The organism is Candidatus Babeliaceae bacterium (assembly GCA_041660765.1).
In the GTDB taxonomy this organism is placed as follows: domain Bacteria; phylum Babelota; class Babeliae; order Babelales; family Babelaceae; genus JBAZVR01.
Genome location: JBAZVR010000004.1, coordinates 54063 through 80962 on the forward strand (window position 1 = coordinate 54063; position 26900 = coordinate 80962).

Here is a 26900-nt window from a genome sequence, read left to right on the forward strand (position 1 = left end):
ATTTCGTGTTTGCCTATTTAAAATAAAAAAGCATTTTGGTTGTAATTTTATGAGGGACTGTATGAAAATAAAAATATTATTATTCAGTTTTTTTATGTGTCAACAAAGTGCTTCTGGGTTATTCTATCTTGCGGCATCGTTAAGGAATGCACAGCAAGGCGAACCATCAGAGCAGTTTGATCCCCCTACAACGCCCGCTGAATATGAAAATTTCCTGCATGGTCTTGTAGATGGAATTTTATGGATTGATTTCCAGCATGATGGTTATTTGGTTCAACTGAAAAAAGAATTGGAATATAAAAATAAAATAGCAAAAATAATTTCAAATACACAAAACGCGTCTATGCGGAAAGCGCTTTTAAATACATTTAGGCCTGTTTATGCCAAAATTTATATAAGCCTTTATTTTATGACTAGTTTCAGAACCATTTTTAAGCTTAACAATAGCTTGGAGCGCGCACTGAGGAATATGATACAGGAAAATGAGAAAAAGGCTCAATATGTTTTTTTTAAACAAGATACGGAGCTATTGGAAAAGCTAACAAGTATCAATAATACTAAGTTTTTATTATTGCCGGATTATCTAAATGCCCAATCGTCAGACCAAGAAGAATCTGAAGGAAATTTAAATAATTATTACAAATTGCTTACTATGCTTATTATGATACAGCATTATTTTGATAAAAATTCTGAAACAACATTGAATAAGAAGTTTTTTTTATTAGATGGAGTCTTAAATTTATTTAGTAGGAAACTTATTGAAAAAATGGTTAAAGACAGAGATTATCTTTTAATAGAATTGTTAAAAGATATAAGCAAAAAAGAAATCGCTGAACATGTGTATTCGCTGCAAAACATACCGCATGATTTTACGCGTGATGAAATTGTTAAGTTGTTATCGCCGCTTGCTTTAGGTATAGAAGTAGATAGAGTGCTTTCCATGTTATATAGGGATTTGTTGGTTTTAGAAGGATTATTGTAGTTATATGAACATGAAAAAACTTATCTTTTTTGTACTGAGTTTCTCCAGTTTGCATATGCATGCAGTTACGCTTGTGTATAACATGAAAATCAGAAGAGTATTTAATGTTTCTGCAATTTTGGGTAAAAAAGATAAGCCGGTATGGATCGCCACGGCTCTTCCCATAGCCTATACCAGAAGTAGGCATATTGTTGATCCGGCGTTGGGTGTTAATGTTTATGATAAAAGGATAGCCGGGGGATCGCTTTTTAACCTACGTTATATTGGGCCGCAACAGTCATGGTGGTTTGAAATTACCACCGGATTAGAAAAGGAACGCGTGCAATCACACGGAACAACAAATATTTGCGCCTCTCGACTCGGTATTGATGACATTATTTTGTCCGGTGGACGGGCATTTTTCCCCAATAAAAAAACACAATATGTAGTATATGGGCTTGCGGGTTTTCCGACGCGCAGAAAACTTACGCTAGCAGAAAGATATGATACATTGGTGGGCACAAGGTTTTTTGGATTGGGTCTTGGGGCAGAAGCTTCTTATGCCATTATTCAAAGCGTGCAGCAATCTTTAATTATGATAGGTCAGGCAAGATTTGTGCATTTTTTCAATAGAAAGTGGTATCCCATTTTACCATGCAATGCTCAAATTGAACCGGGCAACCTCACCGATATTCTTGCTTCTGTACAGTACAGAAGAGGTAAAAATATTTTTGAAACAGGTTATAACGTAACGTTGTTTAGCAATCAAGCGGTTGTTGTGCCGCCTCAAAAAATAACAACACATTTATTTATACGTCAAAGTGCATATGCAACGTATAGTCGCATGTTTAAAGAATTTCCTGTGTTAAAAATACCACTATTGTTGGGCGCAGGCTTTAATATAGGTCATGCACAAAGATTTAATACCAAAATATACGCTTATTGGCTTAATATAAGTACTGCGTTTTAAAGCACACTCTATATACTATAAAGAAATATATTAGCACAAAGGTATTTATGAAATTTATTAAAGAAAAAACAATTTTTGTTATCGATGGGTCTTCTTTTTTGTATAGGGCTTATTATGGTCTTAAGCCTATGCATACAAGCTCGGGGCAAACAATACAAGCGGTCTATGGCTTTTGCCGTATGATATTAAAATTAATTAAACAGTTTGATCCAAAAAACATTGCAGTTGTATGGGACTCGCCTCAAAAAACAGTACGTCACGAATTATTTCAGGAATATAAAGCAACGCGTCAAGCGCCGCCGAGCGATCTTTTTGAACAAAAAAAAATGATACAAGAATACGCTGATATTATAGGCCTCAAGCAAGTGCAGGTTGCTGGTATTGAAGCCGATGATCTTATGTATTCAATCGCACAAGATTTTCATCTGCATGGGTATACGACAGTGTTTATAACGTCTGATAAAGACATGCGACAAGCAGTCACCGAAGATATTGTTATTTTTGATCCGTTTAAAGATATTTTTTTAACACAAACATTATTAGAAGAAAAATATGGATTTCCATTATCAAAACTCGTATTTTATTTTGCCTTAATAGGCGACACCTCTGATAATATTCCTGGGGTACGTGGCATTGGTCCAAAGGGCGCCCATGATCTTGTTGTCCAGTTTGATTCTCTAGAACAATTGTATGCACGCATTGATACAGTATCTAAAGAGCGCACGCGGGAATTATTGCAAGCAGCCCAAGATAATGCATTGTTAAGCGAGCAACTGTTTGCGTTACGGTATTACTCATTACATCTTAAGCGCGATGATTTTTTGTTTAATCGTGATACGATTTTTAATGCGCGTGCTTTTTTTGAAAAGCTTGAGTTTAAATCTTTACTCAAAGATTTTCCAGCGCATGAGCAGGTGCAACTACCATTATCAGAGAAAAAAAACTATTCTTTCGAAGTGGTTACAACGCACGAGCAACTTAATAAACTGTGTGCTCTTATAGCAACGCATAAAGTATGTTCTATCGATACAGAAACTGATGGTTTAGATCCATTACAAGCACGCATTGTTGGTATTTCTCTATGTGTACAAGTAGGTACTGCTTTTTATATCCCCATTGATCATAAAAACAGTGGGCCTCAACTTGAAAAAAATGTTGTAATGCAAGCATTGAAACCGCTTTTTTTAGACATGTCCATTAAAAAATATTTTCATCATGCAAAATTTGATCAACTGGTCATTTATAAGGCTGGTGCGGAAGTACATAATATTGTTTTTGATACGTTAGTAGCGGCAAGCTTAGTGACGCAAGACTGGCAGCGGATTGGCCTTAAGTATTTATCACGATCATTTTTGAATGAAGAGATGATTTTTTTTGATGATATTGTTAAAAAAAAGGGATATAAAAACTTTGCAGAAGTACCCTATGACCAGGCCGTTGAATATGCAGCAGCCGATGCCCACCAAACGTTTCAACTAGTGCCGCTCTTGCACAGCGAATTAAAAAAATATGAACAAGAAGCGTTATTTTATGATATTGAATTGCCGCTTGTTCAAATATTATATGCTATGGAAAAAGAAGGTATCATGCTTGATGGTGCGGTGCTGAATGTTATTGATCAAGAAGCAACAAGCAAACTGCAAGAAATCCGTACGATGATTATTAATCTTATTGGTCCTGATTATGCAGATATCAATCTTAATTCTCCAAAGCAATTGGAAGAGTTATTATTTGTAGCATTAGGGTTAACGCCGACGAGAAAAACAACGCAAAGAACGAGTTATTCTACTGATTATGAAGTATTGCAGGAGCTTGCTAAGGTGCATATTATTCCCGGACTTATTATACAATATCGAGAATTATTTAAGCTCAAATCGACGTACATAGATGCGCTACCAACATATATTAATGCAAGCACGGGAAAAATTCATACAAGCTTTAGTCAAACAAAAACGGCAACGGGTCGATTGGCAAGCAGTGATCCCAATTTGCAAAATATTCCCGTACATTCTCCAACTCGCATTCAGATCAGGTCTGCATTTAAACCGCCGCTTGGATCGGTTTTTCTTTCTGCAGATTATTCGCAAATTGAGTTGCGCGTGCTTGCGTATGTTTCGCAGGATGCGACCTTGGTTCGGGCATTTTTAGAGGGACAAGATGTGCATGTCAAAACAGCAAGCGGGCTTTTTGATGTTCCTGTTGCAGATGTTACTCCAGAGCAGCGGCAGGTTGCCAAGCGTATCAATTTTAGTATTTTGTATGGCCTTACGCCGTATGGTTTGGCAAAAGATCTTGATATTCCATTTACTACGGCAAAAATATATATAGAAAAATATTTTGAGCAATATCCTGGCGTTGTGACTTGGATGGAGCGCGTAGTTGCAGAAACCAAAGACAAGGGCTATGTGACGACCTTGTGGGGTAGGCGTAGATATTTACCTGGTATTTATGAAAAAAACAAATCATTGTATGAGCTTGCTCGTAGAATGGCGATTAATACCGTTGGCCAGGGTACGGCCGCAGAAATTATGAAACTTGGTATGCTCGCTCTTGATAAACAACTTGCAGAACAATATCCCGATGTAAAAATGGTTCTTCAGATTCATGATGAATTATTATTAAGTGTGCCGGAACATATGGCTACAGAAATCGAACTTCTTGTTAAACAAACGCTAGAAAATGTCGTTCAATGGAATATTCCACTTATTGTTACAACAAGAATTGGAAATGATTGGAATCAAGTAAGTAAGTAATAAAAATATTTTTATTTTTATTATTATCTGTATACTTGTTGTCCAGTAATTAACATTTTTTTAATACACTACTATCGAATACAACTATGTTTAAAAAACTATTACCATTTTTCTACGTACTATCTCTTGGCGCTATGGAGCAATCAACTCATAATCCAGGTAAGATTGATTATATCAGTCGATTGCCTGATGAAATCCAGTGCTTGATTGGGCAAAAATTATTGACGTTTAGGGACAATATAAATGATGGAATGGAAAAAAATGAGTTCGGTCAAAGACATCTCTTAGGGGTTTCTTTTTTTGATGATGAATATTATCCGGAAGAAGAACGGATAATTGATGAGCCAAAAAAAAAGGGAGTTGGGAAAATCGTAGCGTTCTTCAAGCATAAAGGTTCCCGAAAAGATAATAAACTTGATGATATTATTGAAATACACGGTAAAAAATTTAATGAAAATGCATTAAATAAATTAATGCATTGGGAGCTTGATTTTCCGGCACAATTCAGGTCTATTGATGGTATTCAACAAATCGTAAATATAAAAAATTTTGGACGTGTCAATAAACACATGCATAGTTTGGTGTCTGACATGTTGCGAGGCGAGGCATCGAAGTTTTTTGTTCCATACGCTATAAAAACTATTGCTCACAATATGGCGGTGATTGAGCATAATGATGAGGAACGCTTTTTACAAGTCTATGTTGCCGCGCATATTGATGAAACACGGGAAGCCAAATATTTTGATGCATTTCTTAAAGAATTACTGTTGCCTGAGAAAAATAAAATAATATTGAATGATCAAGAAAAGTCACAAAAAGCAATGCAACCGGCCGATATGTTATATGCTATTTTTGGTCGTGGTAGATATGCGATTGAATTGAAAAATTCAACTATGGATTATGGGCCTGCTCATTATTCTCAATATTTAAAATTATATCCACAACGTATTAGACAAGCATTGATAGAGAATAAATTTAATATCGATTGACGAATTGCCATTGCAATAAAAATATACTATTAACTCCCGTTATCTTTTTGTGCTATCTTTTTTTAGATTTACATATGATAACAGGGAGTTGCTATGATAAAAATTGCATTAGGCATATCTGACAAGCATAGAAAAGAGATTGCCCATATATTAAACGTTATACTTTCATATGAATACGTTTTGTACACTAAAACATTGAAGTATCATTGGAATGTTGAAAGTCAGTGTTTTGGGCCATTACATCTTCTTTTTAAAGAGCAGTATGAGCAACTTTTTTCTATTATTGATGATGTTGCAGAGCGAGTGCGTTCATTGGGGCATTATTCACTCGGTACGCTTACAGAATTTTTGCAAGAAAGTAAGGTCGAAGAAGCGCCAGGAAAATATCCAAACGATATGGACATGATTGCTGATTTGCTTGTAGGTCATGAGATTATTATTCGCCTTATTCGTAAAGAAATTGATAGTACGCTTGAAAAGGGTGATGCCGGTACCAGTAATTTTTTAACCGATATTATTGAAAAGCATGAAAAAACAGCGTGGATGCTTCGCGCCCATCTTTTATAATTTTGTTGTGTATATGCGATCAATATGCGTAATTGTTATAGTATTGCGCTTCGCGACAGCGATAAGATCATCGTACAATTCTTGATGCGTTTGAGTTTTGTTTGTGTAAAGATACATTTTTTTGATCATATGTTTTTTACATAGTTCTTGAGCTAATAAATATGCATCGTGATGTGGTTGCATTAAGCATAATGCTTCAAGTTGTACGTGGCCATAATGATACGCAAGTGCCGGTCTGAGAGTATATTGTATCCATGAATGTATTTTTTTTTGATTACTTGGTCTTGTTCGATGAGCGCTATGCATAATAAGATAACTTTTATTGTTATGTATGCTGAGTGACAGCGCTTTATTTTTATATAGTAGATCTATTTTTGCAGTTGTATGATTTTTTTTGAATAACAGCGTCATAATGCCTAAAAAAAGGCATAACATGCTGATACGTGTAATAGTTTGTATCTTTTTTCTATAGTGCATAATTATCAGTGCGCATATAGGTATAATCAATAAAAATATGGGTGGTTGCGCTGGAGTTGCTATCAGCATGGCATGTGGTGCTATATGGGTATTACACGCATTCCATGTGCGAGTGCATGCCTCTAAAAGAGAAATTATCCAATTGTTTGGTATACACATAAGTTCTGTTATAAAAATCAGGCTCGATAAGCATAAAAATAAAGATAAAAGTGGGTTGCCCAGCAAATTGCCTAAGGGGCTTGCATATGAAAGCGGGATCCCCCAGCTGATGAGTAAGGGCCAGGTTGCGAGCGTAATAAACAGCTGGAGCTCTAAAAAATTTATTAGCCAGGTGCCTAGTACTTTAAAGTTCTTTTTTAACATATAGTTCTTTTCGAGAGATTGCCTTGATGGTGTATGGCGTATTTTTAGACTATAAAAAAGCCTAGAAATAAGCAAATATTGATATTTATATTCAGATTGAACTATAATTAATAGTAGAGATAGTAAAGTCCAAAATTCTAGAGGAGTATAGTTATGAAAAAGTTATTGCATAGTGCCCTGTGCTGCGGGTTTGTGTTTGGTTTACAGGCTGGTATAGGTGAGGGTTTATCAGAAATAGGTCATGGTATTGGTGATGTTGCTCGTGGTACTGTCCATGGTGCGGTTGATGTTGCTGAAGGCGCTGTTCATGGAGCAGTTGATGTTGCTGAGGCGCCGTTTAAGGGTGGTGAGGCAAGAACGCATACCGTGGTGCATAAAAATGAGCCTGTAGTAGAAGAATTTACTGAAGAAGAGTTTATTGAACCTAAAAATAGCAGCCATATGACCAACTCAGTTTTTGAAGAAGCTGAAGAAGAGTTCCCTTATGGTAATGGTGACTATCCTGCTGCTGACTTTCCAGAAACTGAATAACTAAGTTAAGGGGTTTATATGTCGAGTCATAAGCATAGCGCTTTTTCTCCTGTTGCTAAAATATATATCGATGCTTTGGAAGAGTGTATTGATGCGTGTCAGAAGTATGGAGATTTTTGTGTTGATCCAAAAAGTATAGAAAATGCGCAGATTTCTAAGCAGGCTCTTGAGGCGTGCCACGCTACTATTAAGGCATCTGAAAATTGCATACGGGAGTGCTCTAATCATCTGCAATCATGTGATGATGCAGGTTGCATTCAAGAGTGTAATGACGTTATAAGCGCTGCTAACAAATGTATTAAAGTGTGTGGTGAGTGTATTAGATATTCTGCAGCCGATACAACGGAGTGTCTTGATGTAACGACTCGTTGTGTTGAAGCTTGTGATGAATGCGTTGAGATATGCAATCGTCATATGTCACGTGCATGATTCTGTTTAGTACGTAACCAAAAAATGTTCAAATCGCCATGGGTCTTTTATGTGATGTAAAAGATTCCATGGTGGTTGCCATGGTGTTGGTGTAGAAATAATTGTTCCTAAATAGGAGTTAGCCACTGCCAAAATATCTTCGTGTGGTAGATCATCAGGAAAGCAAAAGCCCTTGTGAGGGTTTTGTATCATCCAAAATAATGCGCCGAGTACACTCGCAGCAACTTGTAATGTTGTTGCATTTTGATTTTTTACCAGTCGTCGTGCTTCATCAATGGTAAGTGATGATCCTGTCCACCACCCATTAAAATCATGTCCCAAAAGAAGGACGCCCAGTTCATCAGATCCATGTGTTATTTCATCGCGTAAAATGCGAATTTTTTTTTGTAGTACATCTTTATGCATGGCGAGTTCATGCAATGATGAGCATGTACTGTCACTTGGCAAATACACATAATGAACAGTGGGGCGATATATAGGCGTTGCTTCTTTATATACGGTGAGATGATCGCTAATGCTCAAAACTTCACCATGTCTAATAATCATCCCAATAATAGGACCCTGGGGGATCCATGAATATGCCCACGTGTTCATGCCTTTGGTAGTAAGGTGGATATAGCTTTTTTTATCATTGATATGGAGCTTTGATGCATGTTTTATATGATATCTTTCATGCGTTCCCCACCCAATTTCAGCCGGAGCTGTGGCTTCTTCATGTAACCCTGGAATAGACCACGTGTTGACAAATTCATTTACCTTTTTTGGTGCATTGGTAATCTGCGTATCCCGCTCAGAAATATGAATAATGCGTGTTCCGGTTAGACGAGCAAGCTCTGGAAAATCTTTGTTGCTCAGTGCGTTTTCTAGGGCGATTCTGCGTTTTGTTTTTTTGCTGGCAATAATAACGTTCTGTGCGATTTCGAGAAGGGCCTGTTTTGTCCAGTGGCTTACCAGGCCTGGGTTTGCACCATGTTCGACGATCATGGTTGAACCATTCCATAATGGTGCTTTTTGTAAGAGTATTTTATGGCGCTCGTATAATGTTTTTTGTAAGGGTGTTGCTGCTTGTGCCAATATCTCTGGCCATAGTTCAACGGACGTATTGATGTACATAATATTATTTTTGTGGCACCAGTCCATAAGATCTATTGAGCCTATATCAACAGCAAGATCGATAATTATATCTCCGCAATGTGCATAGGTAGAGAGTACTTGTTGATAATTATTTTGTGTAATTGCTTGTTGTATATATCGCGCGCCAAGCTGTATGAGTGGAAGGTGTTCTGGGCGCAATGCTGGATCTATGATAATAATTTTTGAAAAATCCATAGCAAGATGTTGTATCAGAAGTGGTTGTAGACATTGAGCAACGGCACCGCAGCCAAGCATGATAATATTGTTGTGAAACGGTATTTTCATAGCGCCTCTTCGGTAAGTGTATAAGTGTCTTGTTGCTCGGTTAATATAATGTGTTCTGGGCGTTGTTCGAGTAAGATTTTCCAGTAATCAATAAGTTGGGCGAGTTTTTGAGATTCTATTTCTATTGTAAGTGGTGAATGTGCTTTTTTATTATTAAAAAAATCTATTAAAATACTATTGTTTTGCTTGAACATATGAAAACGTGGGCCAAAATTTTCTTCCTGATCGCTTGTCATGAGCTGTATCGCCTGATGCAAAGCAGCCTTATCAACAAAAAGTTCTCCAAGAACCAATAGCTTTTCATTATTATTATCGGTGATCATGTATCCGGCGTTTGTTGCGGTAAAACGTAATCTGTGCATAAAGATCCTCTCTGGATTTCTTCATAGTTATTATGGTAGTGTACCTCTATGTTTAATAAAAAAACTAGATATCATTCTTAAAAAATGCGGTTTATTATGTCACAAAAAAATAATTATTCAATTTCTTTTTTAGAGCACATTGCATATGGCGTGCGGGTCGATATTCTCAGGGCTACAACAAATGCCGGATCTGGGCATCCAACATCCTGTTTGTCTGCTGCTGATATTGGTGTCGCGCTTTTTTTTTATGGTATGCATTGCGGCGATAAATTTGTTCTTTCAAAAGGGCATGCCGCGCCATTATTGTACGCATTGTATAAGCAGCTTGGTATCATTTCTGACATAGATCTTATGAATATGCGTACGTTTGATTCAGTATTAGAGGGGCATCCAACGCCGCGCTGTGCTCAAGTTTGTGTTGCAACCGGGTCGTTAGGTCAGGGATTATCTATTGGTCTTGGGATGGTGATCGGTCAGCGAGTTACACAGCATCAGGGTTATGTTTTTGTCATGCTCGGAGATGCAGAACTTGCTGAGGGGTCTAATTGGGAAGCGGCTGAAGTTGCCGCTCATTATCAAGGTTTTCAGCTTGTTGCTTTTGTTGACGTAAATCGATGGGGGCAGAGCGATCAAACATTATATGGATATCGCTTAGAACGTATTCAAGCCCAGTGGGAAGCATTTGGATGGTGCACATTTGTGATCGATGGTCATTCTATGAAAGATTTGTGTGCGTTATTTGATTATATGCGCAATAATACGAGTAACCAGCCAACGGTTATTATTGCACGCACGTATAAAGGACATGGGCTTAATGGTGTTATCGAAGATTATAATGGGTATCATGGCAAAGTGTTTTCTGCGGCGCAGTTGCCAGCATTATTGCAAGCGCTTAAACATAATTATGCGCATGCCGACCTGTATGCACCAACTGCTGCTGATCTGAGTCAGTTAAAAATAACAAAAAAAATACATGAGCCTATGTGTACTCGTGTGGAAGAACCGTGCACATTGCCCGTATCGCGATATCAATTGGGTGAGTTATGTGCAACGCGAAAAGCCTTTGGTCAAGCCCTTGCCGCAGCTGGTGCTTCGAGCAAATCTCTGATTGTTTTTGATGGAGACGTAAAAAATTCTACGTTTACAGAATTATTTGATCAGCAATATCCTGAGCGTTTTTTTCAATCTTTTGTTGCAGAGCAAAATATGGTTGGCATGGCGATGGGTGCTGCAGTTTCAGGAACGATCCCCGTTGCAGCGACATTTGCTTGTTTTTTGACCAGAGCTCATGATCAGTTGCGTATGGCTGGAATTAGTCGTTCCCCTATTCGGCTGGTTGGTTCTCATGCGGGTGTTTCTATCGGGCAGGATGGCCCATCCCAAATGGGGTTAGAAGACATCGCGCTTTTTCGTTCCATCCCAGATTCTATTATTCTATATCCGTGTGATGCAGTAAGCGCTTATTATTGCACCAATCTAATACTTAATGCGCATGAGAATGTTAGTTATCTGCGTACTACGCGCGGCGAAACGCCGGTTATATATAATAATGATGAGCAGTTTGTTCTTGGTGGTTGCAAAGTACTACGTTCAAGTGAGCACGATACAGTGTGCATAATAGCTGCTGGCGTAACTGTTTTTGAAGCGCTTGCAGCGTATGATCTGTGCAAGAAAAAAAATATTTTTATACGTGTGATAGATTGTTATTCGATTAAGCCTCTTCCGGTTGACGAACTTATTATCCATGCGCGTGCATGTGGTAAAAAAGTTATTACGGTAGAAGATCATTATCTTCAGGGGGGCATGGGAGAATCTATTGCCTACGCGTTGCGCAATGAACAGTGTGTTATCGAATGTTTAGCGGTTACACAACTCCCTCGCTCCGGCACGCCGGAACAACTCCGCGCCTTTGAACACATCGACGCCGCTGCAATAGTTGCCATGGTGGAAAAAGTTATAATATAGATGTGTATTACGATATAATTATCTGGATTGTAAGCTTATTTTAAAAACATGGTGTTGTTATGTCGATACAAATAATAAAAAAAAATCATTTTGGTGTTTACGCTATTATTCTCAAAGAAGACCATATTTTACTTATTAAAAAAAGTAGAGGCCCTTATAAAGGCAAATTAGATTTACCAGGAGGCAAGCCAGAACATGGAGAAACAATTTACCAAACTTTGGTGAGAGAAGTTATGGAAGAAACGGGAATTATAGTCCATAAAACACAATTTTTTAACAACTACACCACCGTCGCATTAGAAACAATTCAACCTAATGTCCAAGAATGCACTCATCATATTGGGGCTGTTTATTTAGTACAAATGTTTGATGACAGCGCTTTAATAAAAGACATGAATGCCGAAGATTCATTGGGTGCCTTATGGGTTTCAATGGCTTCTTTGACTGAAGATTTAGTGAGCCCGTTTGTTTATCAGGCAGTTGTTGATCTGGAAAATATATTGTTAGATAAAAAAATATAAAAGCTATAAAATAATACGTGTAAAAGTATCTGATCGTAATTTTTTTAGGCATTATGCACGTATATAGTTATATAAAATTTTTTATTATTTCTTATCTTATGTATGCTACGCTTACGTATTGCATGGAACAATGTACTGGTGAAATATTATTAAAATCTCAATTTTTTTCTGTCCGTATAGATAAAAATTTGCTGCAATTTTCGGGTGTTTTAAAAGATAGTTTAAGCTCAGATGTTTTAGTTATGCATGATGCATCACGGGTACAAGTAGTGGAGCTGGGAGATTGTTTTCTTAAGTATGAACCCATCATGCTTGCTAAGGCACTTGCTTATAGCAGTCTTGATCATGCCGCCTTGAAATTTGATATACAAAATTTTATACAGCAATATACATTAAAGCATTTACTCCAATATTCATTTATTTGCGATAGATATGATATTGCAGCAGCACAGGATAAGATTCACAAACGCATTGGGTATTTGCTCAAGCAAAGGCATCAGAAAACATCAAAGCAATATTGTGAGCTGGTTCAAGAAATTTTTAGTGATAGATATGCTACATCTGGCCTTAAAGAGTACTTAGCAAAAAAAATGTGGTATCCATTGGAATTGAACATTAAGCCTGCGGATGCGAGTTTTAAAATTGCAGAAAATTTTGTAGCTAAGGTTTTTTCTAATAATGAAGTGCTGGGACCTAATGCGCGATTATTAGTCAGTGCGAATAAAAAAAAGTTAGTTATATGGCCTGATACTACATGCGGAGACTTACAGGCGCCCATGTTTTCATTCGATATAAAACAAAAAGATTTGCATAAAATAGATACAGGAGTAGTCTGCGATCAACGTGATCATGGTCCTGTAAGTCATACTATAGCTATAACACCAGATTCAAAGAGCATAGTTATGAAAAGTGGTAATTCCACTACATTTTTTGATAAAACATATGATATAGAAACTATGAGAGAAATAGATTGCCCTTTTCAATCAGCGAAAAATTGTACAAAAAATACAATTTTTGCGTTTTTAAAAGATGGTAATGCGCTATTGCAGCTTTCAGATAATGAAAATATCGTAGTATTGCATAAAAAAAATGGTTGCACTGCTATTCCTGATATTCAAGATATTACACCGATTGCCCCTCTAACTTTTACTGGGTTTGGGCAGTCTGATTATTGTAAGAAGAGAGATGCTTACTACAATATGTATTATGCTATTACTTTTTATCAAAAAATAAAAAGTAAGCTTAAACTTTTTTATCCACTTGCCTATGTCACGCCGGATGGATCAAAGGCCTTTACTTCTAAGAGCTTTTTTTATCCGCAAGATTCTATAGGGCGTGTGGCATGGGGCGCAGGGCCTCACGATATCTTTCATGGCCCTATGTACTATAAACCAGCTACGTATATAGTTCATGATGTTGCTTCTCGCAAGAAATTATATACAATGAAGTTTCATGCTATTACATTTTTAGAAAAAAGTTCATTAGCGATTTGTAGTACCTATCCAGAATGGCATCGTGGTATTAGCCATAACCGGCAACAGCAATCTCATCCTACCTATAGAGTTGTGGCATTACATGATGGTACAGTTATAGGTGAATTAACATGTGCTGATGAAAGTCCTGTTAAAAACTTTACTGTTACCCCTGATGATAAGTGGGTGTATGGCATAACAAGGTCTGGTAAATTATATAGATGGCCATTGCGCAAGGCCTTTAAGGTGGAAAAGACCGCTGACGAGATCTTAGCGATATGTAATGCCGTTAGGGCAAAAGAAAATAAAAAAAATAAATATGTTAATTATATTAAGGATTCATTTTTTTCTTTGAATGCTTTTGTAAAAAATTTTCCAAGAAATGCAGTAAATATTATGTATACCAAGACATGGGCTGCGCCGATTCTTTTTGTTGTTGTTGTATCCGATATGTTAATTGATTGCGTCAAGTTTGAACTATATCATAAAAATTCTTAATTAATTTGGCGTTAATGTTGGAGATTGTCCTTCTAGTTTCTTTATCATTTCTTCTGATAGTTTCATGCGTATTGTGTTACGAAGTTCTTTTATTGCATTATGAGTAAAAATGGTGAGCACGACTCCAGTTGCCATTGCAGTAATTTCCGTGGGAATGCATGCTGTGCACAGATGGTGTGTTATAAGCAGACCAGCGAGGCTTGCCGTTGTACCAATTGTTTTTATATGTGCGCGAGATTTTTTTTTAGAAAAATAATTTTTGAGGTGCGTGCATTCGTTGGTAAGTCGAGTAAGTATTTCTGGCGAGATATTCTTTTTGTATTCTGTAAGAAGCTTATCAACTTGAGTGAGATCGCAAGAGTGTATTGCGTATGACAAATTACGGTATGCGGTGCTATCATTATATTCTTGCATAGCTGATAATGATAACGTCATGTTGAGTATTGCTAGGGCAATGCATGATAATTTTGTGCTCATATAACTTCTCTCTTTTTATTGTACGGGATGCCTAAAATACTTAAATCTGAGTTTAGTCTATTAAAAAGTATAATTCTTGTACAAGATTCCCATTTTTATAGATTTTTTTAATTTGTCCTGCTTGAAATATACGATCTATTCATATTTAACAGAAATTCATGTATAATATGCAATGTAATTGCATTTTTTACATTTTTCTAAAAATTGAGGGTAAAATGATCATAAAACGCGATATTACGGGCCATTTGAAGAGCTTAGCTCAGCAATTCCCGGTGGTTGCAGTCATGGGGCCGCGACAGTCGGGTAAAACAACGCTGGTGAGAGAAACTTTTCCTGATTATACCTATGTAACGCTGGAAGATCTTGATAGAAGGGCGCTCGCCAAAGAAGACCCACGTGGATTTTTTGCCACGTATGCCCAAGATAGCGGTCTCATTATAGATGAGATACAAGAGGTCCCTGAGCTTTTTTCTTATATGCAGGGTATTGTCGATCAGGCATACCGGCCTGGCTATTTCATAGTCACCGGGTCGCAGCATTTTCTTATGTATGAAAAAATCACGCAAACATTGGCTGGTAGAATTGCACTTTTAACATTATTGCCTCTTTCTGTTCATGAAATTAAAGAAGCAGGTCTGTTGCCTGATCAGGTAGAATCTTTACTCATTAAGGGATGTTATCCCCGCTTGTATGCGCAGCCGATAGATGTTCATACATGGGTTACCAATTACATAAGTACGTATGTTGAAAAAGATGTAAGGCAGGTGCTGCGTATCATCGACGTTATGACCTTCCAAAGATTTTTAAAATTGTGCGCAGCGCGGGTGGGAAATATTCTTAATTATGCGAGCATTGCGCGTGATGCGGACATTAGCCCAAATACTGCTAAAGAATGGATCTCTATTTTAGAGGCGAGTTATATCATCAAATTACTGTATCCGTATTATAATAACTTTAATAAACGTGTTATTAAAAGCCCGAAGTTATATTTTTATGATTCTGCATTGGTATGTTCATTATTGGGTATTAGAACAGCCCAAGAACTGCAATTACATTCGTTACGTGGAGCATTATTTGAGTCTTTTGTAGTGAGTGAACTGTTTAAATATAATTATAATAATAATGAATTACCCAATATTTATTTTTGGCGAGATGTGCAGGGGCATGAAATTGATGTGCTCATAGAAAAATCAGTTCATGAAATAATACCTGTAGAAATTAAAGCTGGCATGACGGTAACGGAAGATTTTTTTAAGGCATTAGGTGATTGGCGAGATATTACTGATCAGCCGGATATTCCTGCTTACATTGTCTATGGTGGCCATGAAAATAGCGTGAGAAAGAAGGGGCTGATTTATTCTTGGAATGCACTTACTCAAATGTTACACAAAATTTATCAATAAGAATCCCCACGCTCATGCGCGCATCTAGTGTAGTTTTTTTTAATGTTTTTATTGTTGCTTGTTTTGTACATGGAATGGAGCAAGATTTCAAAAAAATATGCTTATTTGATGGACGCGTAAAAATCCAAGTGCCTGAGAATTTGATACAACAATCAGGTTCTTTAAAGGATAGCCTGCTTGATTGTGCTGATTCTAACGAAAAAATTACAGAAATTAATCTTCCGCCTCCTGTGAACAGTAAGGCTTATGTTGTGGGTGAAGCTGTTATGGTTGCGAAGGCGCTTGCATATGCAGGGATGCGTGATGTTCCATTTGGTATACCGCAGCTCATAGAAAAATACACATTAAAGCATCTTATGCAATATGCATATATTTGCGATAAGTATAGCATTGAAACAGCGCAATCTATTATTCATGAACGCATAAAATATCTTGCTGCACAAGAGCAGAAAATTTCTGCGCAGCGACATCAAGAAATAATTGATAAGATTCTTAAGAGTAAATATATTTCTACTGGTCTTACAAAGTACCTGCGCACATTGTGGTACCCCTTAGAATGGGATATTAAGCCAGGAAGTGAGCCTATTTCAATTGCTGGAGAATTTGTACGGAGCATTTGTAAAGAGAATGAACGGGTTAATTTAAGTCAAAATGCGCAATTGCTCATCAGTCCGGATAAAGAAAAAATAATAGTATTTGATGAAGCAGCTGAGGGTATTCAGCATAGAATGTATTCAGCTAGTGGCATGTGCATAGAGCTTGAAGCTAAGCCTCGCGGGTCTATTGTTAAGTCTACTGCTGTGATATTGCCAAATTCTTCTTCAATTCTTGTGAACATTTCTGGCACCAGGTCGTTTTATGATATTGAAACTATGAAACCAATTGATTGTCCTGTTGATGTGTCTTTAGATAAGCTGCATGATCTTGTTCCCACAGCGCCTATAGTTACTACGGGATTTCATTATTGTGGTGGTGAGTGCTTGCATCATCGTAATAAAATAGCAAGACAGGCTTCTATATCTTTTTATAGAAGAATATATCCAAAATTGAGACTGTTTTTTCCGCTCGTATACGTTTCTCCCGATGGGTCAAAAGCACTGACAGGGACATGGTCCAGGCATCTATGGAAATATATAAAAAGGCCTGTGCGAGACTGGTTTCGGTACCACTTTGGTGGTCGTATCCATATAGGTTATCCTGGCTTTGTTTATTCTGCTCCTCGTACTCGTGTTGTGTATGATGTAGCTACCTGTAAGCGTTTGTGTATCTTGCGTTTCCATGATATTGCATTTTCAGAAAAAAGTTCGATAGCAATTTGCAGTACGTATCCACAGAGTGATGGTATAAAGCCTTTTTCTGCCGGTGCATGCTATAAAGTTGTAGCACTACATGGGGGAAAGACGGTAGCCAAGTTGCAATGCGATGATACAACAACTGATATCATAAAGTTTGCTATTGCCGCCGATGATAGTTGTGTGTATGGCATCACAAGAACCGGTAAATTATATAAATGGCTGTTGCGCGATACCTTTAGAAAAAATACATAATCTGTTTCTTATGTGCGTTTATAAGCCGCAATTTTTTCTTGAATATGCTCTAATCGCGTTATGTTTTTCCAATTAAAAAAATCATGCAGCAAAAAATTACATGCTGTCGAGCCAAGAGTTGTATAAAAGATGTAGTCTATTGGGTTTATGTTATTATTCGTGTCATCGTGGGTATAAAGCTGTTTTGCTATATTGCAGCAAATTGCTGAGCCTACCATAATACTGATGCAGACTTTAGCATTTAACGACTTGCCATTTATCAAATGTTTTTCATCTTGATCGCACATTCTGAGCCAGTGGTCGCATGCGGTTTTTGGAATGTTGTTATGCGTATCAAATATGGTGGTTACTGTTTCTGCATCGTACTCGTGTATTGCATGTGATACATGAGCAAAAATATTAACATTATTGTCCATGCACATTATTGTTCCGGGAATAATTAAAAAGATACTATATAATTTTTTCATAAGATTCTTTCTTGTATGTTAAATAAATGTTTCATCTGAGGGTAAATCGGCATTGCCAACGTGTGATGCAATGCATGATGCATATTCTTCTTCTGTCGTCGTTGCTGATGGATTTTTGCAGAACGGTGCGCTTGCATAGTCTCGACCTCTATTGCCAGCAGCACTATTTAAAAACCATGCTTGCGCTGTTGGATGAGCAACATCTCGTTTGCCAAATGACCCAGGGAAGCAGACCCAGCCCATTGTTTTTGGGTTAAAGCGCGCATCTTCCGGTGCATAAATGCGGACAATTTTTGGTGTCCAGCGCATGCCTTTTCCTGTAATGTCATTTGCTGCACCATAAATACGCAAAAATGTTCCTACTTTTGGATAGTCAGCATGAGATCCACGAGCAACAAATGAAACGGGATGCGTCCCTTCATACGTAACATCTGGATGATGCGCATCAAGCCAAAAACCTTCTGCAGGTCCATGTGCCGCATAAAAAATACGCTTAAGTTCTTTTGTTTTTTTGTCGAGTTCCAGCGTTATGTGTTCATAGTCAGCCTCGTGCGCTCCTTGAAAATTAAAGAGGTCGCCGGTGAACGGACCAATATCATATGGGGCATTAAATCCGTAAAAATAGGTATAATAAATATAAATGTTGCCCCGTTCTTCTGACGTAATAACATAACACGGCGTAGTTAAATTATTCGAGCTGTCTTTATTATAGCGTGGATTAGATCCATAATTATAACATATTGGATTGTCAAAATGTAGTTCGCTAAAATTAATATTTTTTTGTTCTTCTGTGGTAAGAAGCGGTTTGCCTGAATATTTCCAATTTATTATTTTATTAATATTTGCGAGTTCTATAGTAATTTCTTTAAGTCTTGATCTCGAGGGGCGATTTTTTTTTTCAGCTTCTAGTATAGTTTTTTTTGCACGCATTTCTGGCAATACAGACTGTCTATAGAGCTCGTAAGCTGCCTCGATAGAGGTGTGCCCTGGTTCGGTAATTATTTGTTCATCTGCTGTTTTAATAGCAGTCTGCGGTCCGGAGCACCACTCGGTCACCCACATGGGAAAATAAATTTCATCTTCTTGTAAATATAGTACTGGTGAGTATTTTATAATATACGGTATGAGCTTCTCATAATCTACTTTTTGAACTGAGCGATCGGTGATCATGGGCAGATTATGGAGTGATGATGGGATGTCTGTGCAAAATTCTGGTATTATTTTTTTACCAAACCAATTGTTAAATGTTTGTGCTGAAATTTTGCTCGCGAGTAATAGTTTATTGAGTGACGGTATTACTTCTTTTTTTACAAAAGTGTCTATTATCCCCTTTTTCCATATATCTTCTTGTAATGTTTTTGTATAAATAGTTTTTTCAAAAAAATCTTGCCCCTGTTCTTCGACGTAGTTAAAAGATTCGCGTGCTGATTTTGCCTGTTTCAGTACTTCATCTTCTAAATAAGACAATTTTTTTTTTGCCGTATCCGCGGCGCCAGTAAAAAAATCACCTATATCGTTCAAAATAGTTGCATTAGAGGTGATTGTAAGAGCTATTCCTGTCGCTATAATATAATTTCTAATACGCTTCACAAAATTCCCTTTATTCTTGTACTCACTTTTTATGTATTGTAGTCATGATTGTTAAGCGAGGGCAAGAAAAGAAAAGAGTATTAATGATTTAAATAGTAAAAAAATTGTTGTGTATGCTTGAAAAATATACATGATTTAGGGTGTTTTTTTTGAAGACTGATGCGCTTGATAGGTTTTGTATAGCATATATGAGCTAATTCCTAAAAGAGCCGCTGTTGATATATATGACCATGTAGTCATAGCTGTTTCTTTGACTGTATCAGAACATCCCTCAAATAAGCAGTCTATTAAAGAGCATCCATCTGAGTAACCCCTTGTGCCAAAATCATCGGGTATTAAATTTTTCAGATTCTGTTGTATAGTGCAAACAGCTGTAGCCAATAATCCCATATTATGGTCAAGGTTAAATATAGGTTTTTTGCAACCATCTTTTAAGGCTTGTTTAATAGTATGTGTTTTTTTGTATTCCTGATATATGTTAGACAGTTTTAATAGTCCATAGCTACTTGCTATGCCCGCCAAAGGACCCGCAATAAGCATCGCAGACCTCGTTAATCGATTAAATCCACTGTAGTCCCCAAAGGCAGTGTAAGCCATTTCAAATGGATTTAATGGATTTGAATATGAGTGGATACTAAAGCCCTTACCGGGGATAGCTCCCACGATGCCGTGGCCTAATTCATGAGAAAAGGTGCCTAATAGCACTGTTCCATAGGCGGCTGTAGCGGTCAAAATAGCCCCTTGAGCACCGTTAATTGATCGTTGCACTAAAGATAGATCCTGAGCTTTTTCGGTAGCGCCAGAGCCGATTGTGGTCATTAATAACAGTAGAAATATACTCTTTTTAATCATTTTTGCCTCCTTTTTTACTCATTCTTATTATTTCTAATTGTAATATATTTTGATAAAATGTCAAGTTTAAAGGGTTATTAGCTGTTTCTATTTGATTAATTTATGTTTTTTATATATAATTTATATATTATATATTGGCATTTAAGTAGATTTTTATATTGAGTATTTTTATGTTATTGAATAAAAATAAAATATTTTTAAGACTAGTAATTATTACCTTGTTTGTTGTGCCGGTGCAACAATATGCTATGTTCAAAAAGGTGAGTGCTAGAACAGCTGGTTATGCCGTTGGCATGGCTACAGGTGTCATATCAGCCACGTCTTTTTATGTTGCAGTCGCTGTAAAAGTATTATCTAGCGATTATAGCCAATATTCGGTTGAAGAATTGCAGAAGCAGCAAACTCAATTAAAAAATAAAAGTAATCGATTTTTAAATAAACGTTATAATGAAATACAAAAACTAACCTATGGTCAAATTTCTGTAATGCCTTTGGTGGGATGTGCTGGCGCACTAATGTGCCCCGGTTTTATGACTTCCCTTGCCGTAGGTACATTAACAGGAGCTGTTTATTTTAAATATATGGCAGATGGTTCGATGCATGGTAAAAATTGGCTACATCATATGTGTATGCCGGCTGTTTCTATTGTGCACATAAAAAAAGAGCTTGAAAAACGAGAAAAATCCCTTTAGGCGATGGATACCCATCCCGATCCAAAAATGGACAAGCCAGAGAGCTGAGACGCAATAATATTAGCGTATTTTCTTTTGTGTGAGAATTTTTTGTGCGGCTTGTTTAAAGTGTTCTTGCATAACCATTGCACTGTTGGTGCGTACGGCGAGTATCGCAGCTTCATTAACAAGATGTTCTAAGTCTGCGCCGCTGCAACCACGTGTCATGCGAGCGATTTCTTCAAAATCAACTGTTTGGTCATATACTATCTTTGATGCATAATAGCGCAAAATGTCTTGACGGCTTTGTTCTGAAGGGAGAGGTATTTCGACATGTCGGTCAAATCTGCCTGGGCGCAATAATGCAGGATCGAGCGTATACAGACTGTTGGTGCTTGCCAATACGGTAATGCCATTATTTTTATTAAAACCATCCATTTGGTTTAAAAGTTCATTGAGAGTGTTTCTGTATTCAGAGTTGCCTTCAAGCGCTCTACTTGTTCCGATGGCATCAATTTCATCGATATATATGAATGCTCGAGAATATTCCTGGGATGCGATAGCAGCACGTGCTTTGTCAAAAAGTTCTCGTATGCGCTGTGGGCCTACGCCAACATACATTTCGATAAATTGCGACCCTGATGCACTAAAAAATGCAGCGTCACATTCTCCGGCAAGTGCTCGAGCAAGTGATGTTTTCCCTGTTCCAGGCGGGCCGTATAATATAATGCCGCGTGGCATTTTTGCCCCTAAACGTTCAAATTTTTCTGAATTTTTAATAAATTCGGGAATTTCTTTAATGTCCTGTGGGATTTCTCCGGCAAGAGCAGCAAACGTATACGCCGACGGATCTTTTTGCTCCTGAATGCTTTGTTGTTGCTCCGGAAGCCATAAGTTCATTAAATCACGGCGATTTTGGGCATTGTACGTGTTCCACCAACGGGCAATTTCTAGCAGGCTTATTGTGTGTGTTGTTGGTATGATGAAAAGTATTATTAAAAAATATTTTTTATGCGTCATGTTATTATTTTTTTATGAGTTCTTGTATACTATTTGATATATAGTATAGATATTTTTTACCATTTTTATAGCGCGTTTATCATATGAATAATATTTTTTGTAAAAATAGAACTTGTTTTTTTGTTATTATAACCTTTTTAATTTTTTTGCCGGGTTGCTTTTATACGCGACGACCAGCGATTTTACCAGCCGCAACCCGTGGTTACTCAGATGAACAGATAGGAGTTGAATGCAAGGTGCAGCCATTGTCAGGAAAAGAAAGCTATGCTCTTTTTGGTAGTGATTTGGCATACCAGGGGTATCAGCCGTGCCTTGTTGAATTATATAATAATAGTAGGGCTTCTTATTCATTAAGTTGGCGCTATGTCAGTATGCCTCTCACATCGCATTATATTATTAAAGATGTTTCTCATTATAATACATCGTTGTTTGCATTTACCACGTCGCTGCTTGCAGCGATTTATTGTTGGCCGCTGATACCGGTGGTTATTGTACCATCAGCGCTCGCTATGGCGCGGTTTAACAAAGAAGTTGATCAGGTTGTTGATGAATATGGCCTTAAAGATAACGAGCGCATTACGCTTGCACCGTATGAACGATTAAGTAAAATAATTTTTATTTATGGTTGGCATAAGGGTGCCTCTTTTGATATTGGACTTCTCAACAGCGACACCCATGCCTTTATTAAATTTACCGTTACGCTGTAATTAGTTCAGTGCAGCGTCTATGAATGTAGCGTAATTGTTGTTTTCTCTGATAATGGTTATGTATGCACCAAGCGTACTTTGCATTTGTATGACTCTAAGAGCGTTTTGTGCATTAGGCCGTGAGAGCGCTATAATAACAACAGGCTCTTTTTTTTGCTTCTGCTTGTGTCCTTGTTTGCCGATACGATAGGCTTTTTTTATGCCGTTAATGTAAAACCTATTTTCTTCTAGCTTTGTAATAATTTCTCCAACTTTCATGTCTGCAATTGCATTTTCTGATAATGTAATGAGAGCATCGCTCGCAGTGGTTGTTTTAAGTGTATATTTTTCTTGTGTTGTATATAAAAGATGTGGAAAGTGACTCTTTATTGTCGATGTTATCATGGGCCGCAATGATGTGCTGCATAATATAGGGGCTTTGACGTTATGGATTTTAAGGAATGACAGGGCTGATAAAAAAGAGTTTTTTTTGTTAGTAGACATTTTTTCGAGCTTTACAAAATCGGCTATATCATCATTTTCATTTTTATATTTTTTTTCTTTCATGATGTATTCTTTAATTTCGCGTAGTTTTTCAGCGCCGTTATCTCGCTTTACAAGTGCCATAATGGTGGGGGGCAGATGAGAAGACGTACTAAATTTTTCAATCGTTATATCAATTATTTCAAAGCCTGTTACTTCAAGAATCGATAATGTTAGCCCTGCATAACCTTTTGCTACCGTGGCGGGATTAATAACGGCGAGGTGCATATTGTCATACTGATTTTTATAAGAACGGCCCGTTCCATAAGCTGTACATGATAATAAAATTGCGATGTGTATGATGATGTTTTTGTTCATAATATTATTTACTTTATCTATAGATTGGCATGCAGGGGTGCAACTTGGGCACCCCTGCATGTAGTGAATTTACTATTATGCTGTAATTATTGTAATAGAGGGTCGATAAATATCGTATTCTTATCACCTCTTTTTAGAATAGTAATATATTTGCCGAGACTTGTTCTTTCGATGCCTTCGAGCGATTCATATGCAGCAAGCTTTGAAAGAGCTACAATGATTGTCGGTTCTTGTGTTTCTTGTTCGATACGATAGGCTTTTTTTATTCCATGAAGAGTAAAAGATGATTTTTCTAACTCCGTAATAATTTCGCCAACTTTTTCATCGTCAATGGCTTCTGCTGATATGCTAATAAACGCCTCAGTTGAGTCTGCATGAGGGAGGGTATAGATCGTTGTTGCTTCATTATACAGAAGATGTGGGAAGTATTGAGCTATTGTTGATTTTATGTAGCATGGTTCCGATGTGCTACACAGCGATGGTGTAGATTTATTGGTCTTTGTCGCGTCTATTGTTAGCACTTCGATGAGTTCTTCTTCAGGTTCTCCACAGTATTCTTTATCATTAAGATCCTGTTTGATAGTGCGTAAAATGGTATCACCATTGCTTTGTTTGACAATCGCTATAAATGCAGTGTTTTGTCTTTGCATATCAATGATTTCAAAATGTTCTGATTCAAGTCGCGATAGTGTTGCTCCAAGTTTTTTTTGTTTTTCGACCGTGGAATTAATAATTGCGAGATGTAGATCTTGATACCTTTTATTAGGTCCCATTCCGTAAGCTGTACAAGATAATAGAATTGCGATGTGTATGATGATGTTTTTTTTCATGTTATTTCTCTTTCTCATTGTTTTTATAATATTGTGTCTATAAACGTTATTGATGCATCATTTTCTTTGATATTATAGATTTGTGTTCCACTTAGTTTTGTTGTTGGTGTACTAACTTTTGCGAGAGCTGTAATAATAACAGGCGCTGCCTTTTCTGTGCTCATAATGCAGGCTTTTTTTATGCCCTTAATTTCAAAGTCATTATTTTCTAATTCTGCAATAATTAATCCAACCTTTTTTTCTTTAATTGCAGAATGTGATATTGCAATAAGATTTGTGCATGCGGTCGTTGTGCCTAACATGTATTCGTCATATGTTCTATTTAACAAATGAGGGAAATAAGATTCTATGCTTGCTTGTATAGTTTCTGGTTCTGAACTGCTGCAGAAGCCTATCTTATTGTCAGGTTGTTCGATTGTTAAAAAATCGGTCATATCATGATGTTTATTATTATATTCACGGCCATTGATTGCATATTTAATAGCGCGCAATAGTGCAGTTCCATTTTTGTGTTTAAGCAGTGCTATAATGGTATTTGCGTTATCTTTTGTTATATCTATGAGTTTAAAGTCTGTTTTTTCAAAAAGAGAAAGCGTCCGCCCTATTTTTTTTTGCCTTATGGCATCGGGACTTATAATTACAAGATGCAAGTCTTTATACTTGTCAGCCGAATCCATTCCGTAGGCTGTACAAGATAATATAATTGCAATGTGTATAACGATCTTTTTTTTCATAGTTTTCCTTAGTGTTTGAAAAAAAATTATTATTTTCGTTTATAAGTATTCATGTAAAAAAAAATTTTGCAAGAGAAATTGTCTCTAAATGTGTGTCATTAACGTGAATTGATCGATATTGTAGAGAAAAGAGCTTCCGGATAGCGTGTTTGCATGCGATTATCTGCTCGGTGCTTGGGCAGATAACAATAAAAATACGTGCTGGTTTTTCAAAAGTACCTGCCGGAAAATACCAGTTAACGTGTTCGGCTATATTACGAATATGGGGATGTGCTGTGTGTAAAAGATGGTATGCCTGGTCATAATTGAGCAACACTTTTTTCTGATATTTTATGGTTCCGTAGGTATTCAATATTTTTTTAATTGCATGATCATGTCCTTGTGCAATAGGCCATACAATAGCTATAAAGCTGTTTTTATGCGTGCAGCAATACTGATACGCTTCTTGATCATTACGCGGTGAGTACGTATAGACGTATATGTGGGTAAGTAATAATAACTGTGCGATATAACGCATTTTTTCCCAATCTTCAGGCCTCTCTTTCTCCTTCGTGAGCATAAAAAAAGGGTCGACATTTTGTCGACCCTTTTACATGTATTGAGTATTACATGTGTAATATTATCATCTTTCATATCGCTGTAAAAGACCCTTATTGCGAAGATTAATGATTGATTCTCCAATAATCTCTGCACTTTTACTCGAATAACCGCCTGATGTGGTCATAACAACTTTGCAACCCTTATCTCTGGCTAATTTAAAGACAAATTCGTCGCGTTCAATCATATGTTGTTTGCTGACGTGCATTGCTCCAAGTTTGTCACCTTCGTAGGGATCTGTTCCTGCATTATAAAAAACTACATCTGGTTTGTAAGTTTCAAAAGCTTGTGGCAATTTTTCTTGTATAGCGGTTATGTAAGCAGTGCTACAGTCTTTGCATGATGAGATCCTATAATGTCCCAATCTTCCTAGGCCTTTGTGCGTTTCACAATAAATATGCGAAGAGGTTATTGAATGGTCGATGCGCTGTGCAGCTCTGGTGTCTCTTGGATAGTTGTTTTCATTATAGCAATCAACTACGTACGTTGTATAATCAGCCCTTTTTTGCAGAATAGATTCAACACCATTGCCTTGGTGCGCATCAAGATCAAGGTACATAATTTTTTTAATAATAGGACATTTTTCGAGTATCGTACTCATGGCTATATTAATGTCAGCATATACGCAAAATCCGCCACCTGTATCAGCTTCTGCATGATGATACCCACCGCCTAGATTTATGGCTACATCTTCTTTTACTGCGAGCATTGCGGCATCGATGGTGCCTTGAGTTGCATAGCGCATGGGCGCGAGAAGAGCCGAGCTTGTTTGAGATTGGAACGATAAAAAAGTTGAAAAAGAATTGAAAATGCGCTAAAAAAATCCCCGACAGGAGAAACGAAAAAATCTCAAATCGGGGAGTTTAAATGAAGCATATTATGCTCCAG

27 protein-coding genes are annotated in these 26900 nt (G+C 37.1%); 14 read left to right on the plus strand and 13 right to left on the minus strand.

The window, feature by feature from the left end; genetic code table 11:
* Positions 1 to 61 precede the first annotated feature (61 nt).
* The 5 genes from WC707_06590 to WC707_06610 all read left to right on the plus strand — a co-directional run bounded on the left by WC707_06590 (position 62) and on the right by WC707_06610 (position 6240).
* Entirely contained in the window at positions 62 to 982 is a 921-nt protein-coding gene (locus WC707_06590; protein MFA6066820.1) for a hypothetical protein, read from the plus strand.
* Positions 983 to 986: 4 nt separating this feature from the next.
* Complete coding sequence (locus WC707_06595; protein ID MFA6066821.1) at positions 987 to 1931, plus strand: hypothetical protein; 945 nt, start codon at positions 987 to 989, stop codon at positions 1929 to 1931.
* Between the two features lie 47 nt (positions 1932 to 1978).
* Positions 1979 to 4684 (plus strand): DNA polymerase I, encoded by a 2706-nt coding sequence (polA, locus tag WC707_06600; protein ID MFA6066822.1) that lies wholly within the window; start codon positions 1979 to 1981, stop codon positions 4682 to 4684.
* A gap of 86 nt (positions 4685 to 4770) precedes the next feature.
* Entirely contained in the window at positions 4771 to 5673 is a 903-nt protein-coding gene (locus WC707_06605) for a hypothetical protein (GenBank protein ID MFA6066823.1), read from the plus strand.
* A 93-nt stretch (positions 5674 to 5766) separates the two neighbouring features.
* Positions 5767 to 6240: a DNA starvation/stationary phase protection protein gene (locus WC707_06610; protein MFA6066824.1), complete on the plus strand. Its 474-nt coding sequence runs from the start codon at positions 5767 to 5769 to the stop codon at positions 6238 to 6240.
* Here WC707_06610 and WC707_06615 read toward each other — a convergent pair.
* Positions 6235 to 7080: a hypothetical protein gene (locus WC707_06615; protein ID MFA6066825.1), complete on the minus strand. Its 846-nt coding sequence runs from the start codon at positions 7078 to 7080 to the stop codon at positions 6235 to 6237. The two genes, WC707_06610 and WC707_06615, sit on opposite strands and share 6 nt — an antisense overlap.
* Before the next feature lie 153 nt (positions 7081 to 7233).
* Here WC707_06615 and WC707_06620 point away from each other — a divergent pair, with 153 nt between their 5' ends.
* Both WC707_06620 and WC707_06625 read left to right on the plus strand, forming a co-directional pair.
* Positions 7234 to 7611: a hypothetical protein gene (locus WC707_06620; GenBank protein ID MFA6066826.1), complete on the plus strand. Its 378-nt coding sequence runs from the start codon at positions 7234 to 7236 to the stop codon at positions 7609 to 7611.
* 18 nt (positions 7612 to 7629) lie between these two features.
* On the plus strand, positions 7630 to 8040 hold the full coding sequence (locus WC707_06625; protein MFA6066827.1) for a hypothetical protein: 411 nt from the start codon (positions 7630 to 7632) through the stop codon (positions 8038 to 8040).
* 6 nt (positions 8041 to 8046) lie between these two features.
* Here the strand turns inward: WC707_06625 and WC707_06630 are convergent, their stop codons facing one another.
* Together WC707_06630 and WC707_06635 are read right to left on the minus strand one after the other, a co-directional pair.
* A complete protein-coding gene (locus tag WC707_06630) occupies positions 8047 to 9459 on the minus strand; it encodes a saccharopine dehydrogenase C-terminal domain-containing protein (GenBank protein MFA6066828.1) in 1413 nt (470 codons plus the stop codon).
* The gene (locus WC707_06635) at positions 9456 to 9821 is read right to left on the minus strand and encodes a hypothetical protein (GenBank protein ID MFA6066829.1); all 366 of its coding nucleotides are present in this window, start codon (positions 9819 to 9821) and stop codon (positions 9456 to 9458) included. The genes WC707_06630 and WC707_06635 overlap by 4 nt, the downstream gene beginning before the upstream one ends.
* Positions 9822 to 9917: 96 nt before the next feature.
* On the opposite strand from WC707_06635, the gene WC707_06640 reads away from it, so the two are divergent.
* Genes WC707_06640 through WC707_06650 form a run of 3 tightly spaced genes read left to right on the plus strand, consistent with a single transcriptional unit; the run spans position 9918 to position 14277 of the window.
* A complete protein-coding gene (locus WC707_06640) occupies positions 9918 to 11786 on the plus strand; it encodes a transketolase (GenBank protein ID MFA6066830.1) in 1869 nt (622 codons plus the stop codon).
* A gap of 59 nt (positions 11787 to 11845) precedes the next feature.
* Positions 11846 to 12307, plus strand: a complete 462-nt coding sequence (locus WC707_06645) for an NUDIX hydrolase (protein ID MFA6066831.1) — start codon at positions 11846 to 11848, stop codon at positions 12305 to 12307.
* 53 nt (positions 12308 to 12360) lie between these two features.
* On the plus strand, positions 12361 to 14277 hold the full coding sequence (locus tag WC707_06650) for a hypothetical protein (GenBank protein ID MFA6066832.1): 1917 nt from the start codon (positions 12361 to 12363) through the stop codon (positions 14275 to 14277).
* Here WC707_06650 and WC707_06655 read toward each other — a convergent pair whose 3' ends face one another.
* Entirely contained in the window at positions 14278 to 14754 is a 477-nt protein-coding gene (locus WC707_06655) for a hypothetical protein (GenBank protein MFA6066833.1), read from the minus strand. It lies immediately after the preceding gene.
* A gap of 215 nt (positions 14755 to 14969) precedes the next feature.
* Here WC707_06655 and WC707_06660 point away from each other — a divergent pair, with 215 nt between their 5' ends.
* Both WC707_06660 and WC707_06665 read left to right on the plus strand, forming a co-directional pair.
* On the plus strand, positions 14970 to 16157 hold the full coding sequence (locus WC707_06660) for an ATP-binding protein (GenBank protein MFA6066834.1): 1188 nt from the start codon (positions 14970 to 14972) through the stop codon (positions 16155 to 16157).
* Positions 16158 to 16171: 14 nt separating this feature from the next.
* Positions 16172 to 17704 (plus strand): hypothetical protein, encoded by a 1533-nt coding sequence (locus WC707_06665; GenBank protein ID MFA6066835.1) that lies wholly within the window; start codon positions 16172 to 16174, stop codon positions 17702 to 17704.
* An 8-nt stretch (positions 17705 to 17712) separates the two neighbouring features.
* On the opposite strand, the gene WC707_06670 is transcribed toward WC707_06665, so the two are convergent.
* The 3 genes from WC707_06670 to WC707_06680 form a co-directional block, all read right to left on the minus strand.
* Positions 17713 to 18171, minus strand: a complete 459-nt coding sequence (locus WC707_06670) for a hypothetical protein (GenBank protein MFA6066836.1) — start codon at positions 18169 to 18171, stop codon at positions 17713 to 17715.
* A gap of 18 nt (positions 18172 to 18189) precedes the next feature.
* Positions 18190 to 19761, minus strand: coding sequence for a Vps62-related protein (locus WC707_06675; GenBank protein ID MFA6066837.1), 1572 nt, complete (start codon positions 19759 to 19761; stop codon positions 18190 to 18192).
* 135 nt (positions 19762 to 19896) lie between these two features.
* On the minus strand, positions 19897 to 20613 hold the full coding sequence (locus WC707_06680; GenBank protein ID MFA6066838.1) for a hypothetical protein: 717 nt from the start codon (positions 20611 to 20613) through the stop codon (positions 19897 to 19899).
* Between the two features lie 170 nt (positions 20614 to 20783).
* On the opposite strand from WC707_06680, the gene WC707_06685 reads away from it, so the two are divergent.
* Positions 20784 to 21305, plus strand: coding sequence for a hypothetical protein (locus WC707_06685; GenBank protein MFA6066839.1), 522 nt, complete (start codon positions 20784 to 20786; stop codon positions 21303 to 21305).
* A 60-nt stretch (positions 21306 to 21365) separates the two neighbouring features.
* Here WC707_06685 and WC707_06690 read toward each other — a convergent pair whose 3' ends face one another.
* On the minus strand, positions 21366 to 22304 hold the full coding sequence (locus tag WC707_06690) for an AAA family ATPase (GenBank protein MFA6066840.1): 939 nt from the start codon (positions 22302 to 22304) through the stop codon (positions 21366 to 21368).
* 83 nt (positions 22305 to 22387) lie between these two features.
* Between WC707_06690 and WC707_06695 the strand changes: the two genes are divergently transcribed.
* Positions 22388 to 23011 (plus strand): hypothetical protein, encoded by a 624-nt coding sequence (locus tag WC707_06695; GenBank protein ID MFA6066841.1) that lies wholly within the window; start codon positions 22388 to 22390, stop codon positions 23009 to 23011.
* Here WC707_06695 and WC707_06700 read toward each other — a convergent pair whose 3' ends face one another.
* The 5 genes from WC707_06700 to WC707_06720 all read right to left on the minus strand — a co-directional run bounded on the left by WC707_06700 (position 23012) and on the right by WC707_06720 (position 26823).
* Positions 23012 to 23851 carry a hypothetical protein gene (locus tag WC707_06700; protein ID MFA6066842.1) on the minus strand — a complete coding sequence of 280 codons (840 nt, stop codon included), beginning with the start codon at positions 23849 to 23851 and terminating at the stop codon, positions 23012 to 23014.
* 86 nt (positions 23852 to 23937) lie between these two features.
* The gene (locus WC707_06705; GenBank protein MFA6066843.1) at positions 23938 to 24681 is read right to left on the minus strand and encodes a hypothetical protein; all 744 of its coding nucleotides are present in this window, start codon (positions 24679 to 24681) and stop codon (positions 23938 to 23940) included.
* Positions 24682 to 24704: 23 nt separating this feature from the next.
* Positions 24705 to 25415, minus strand: a complete 711-nt coding sequence (locus WC707_06710; protein ID MFA6066844.1) for a hypothetical protein — start codon at positions 25413 to 25415, stop codon at positions 24705 to 24707.
* Positions 25416 to 25464: 49 nt separating this feature from the next.
* The gene (locus WC707_06715) at positions 25465 to 25974 is read right to left on the minus strand and encodes a hypothetical protein (GenBank protein MFA6066845.1); all 510 of its coding nucleotides are present in this window, start codon (positions 25972 to 25974) and stop codon (positions 25465 to 25467) included.
* Between the two features lie 63 nt (positions 25975 to 26037).
* A complete protein-coding gene (locus tag WC707_06720) occupies positions 26038 to 26823 on the minus strand; it encodes a histone deacetylase (GenBank protein ID MFA6066846.1) in 786 nt (261 codons plus the stop codon).
* Between the last annotated feature and the right edge of the window lie 77 nt (positions 26824 to 26900).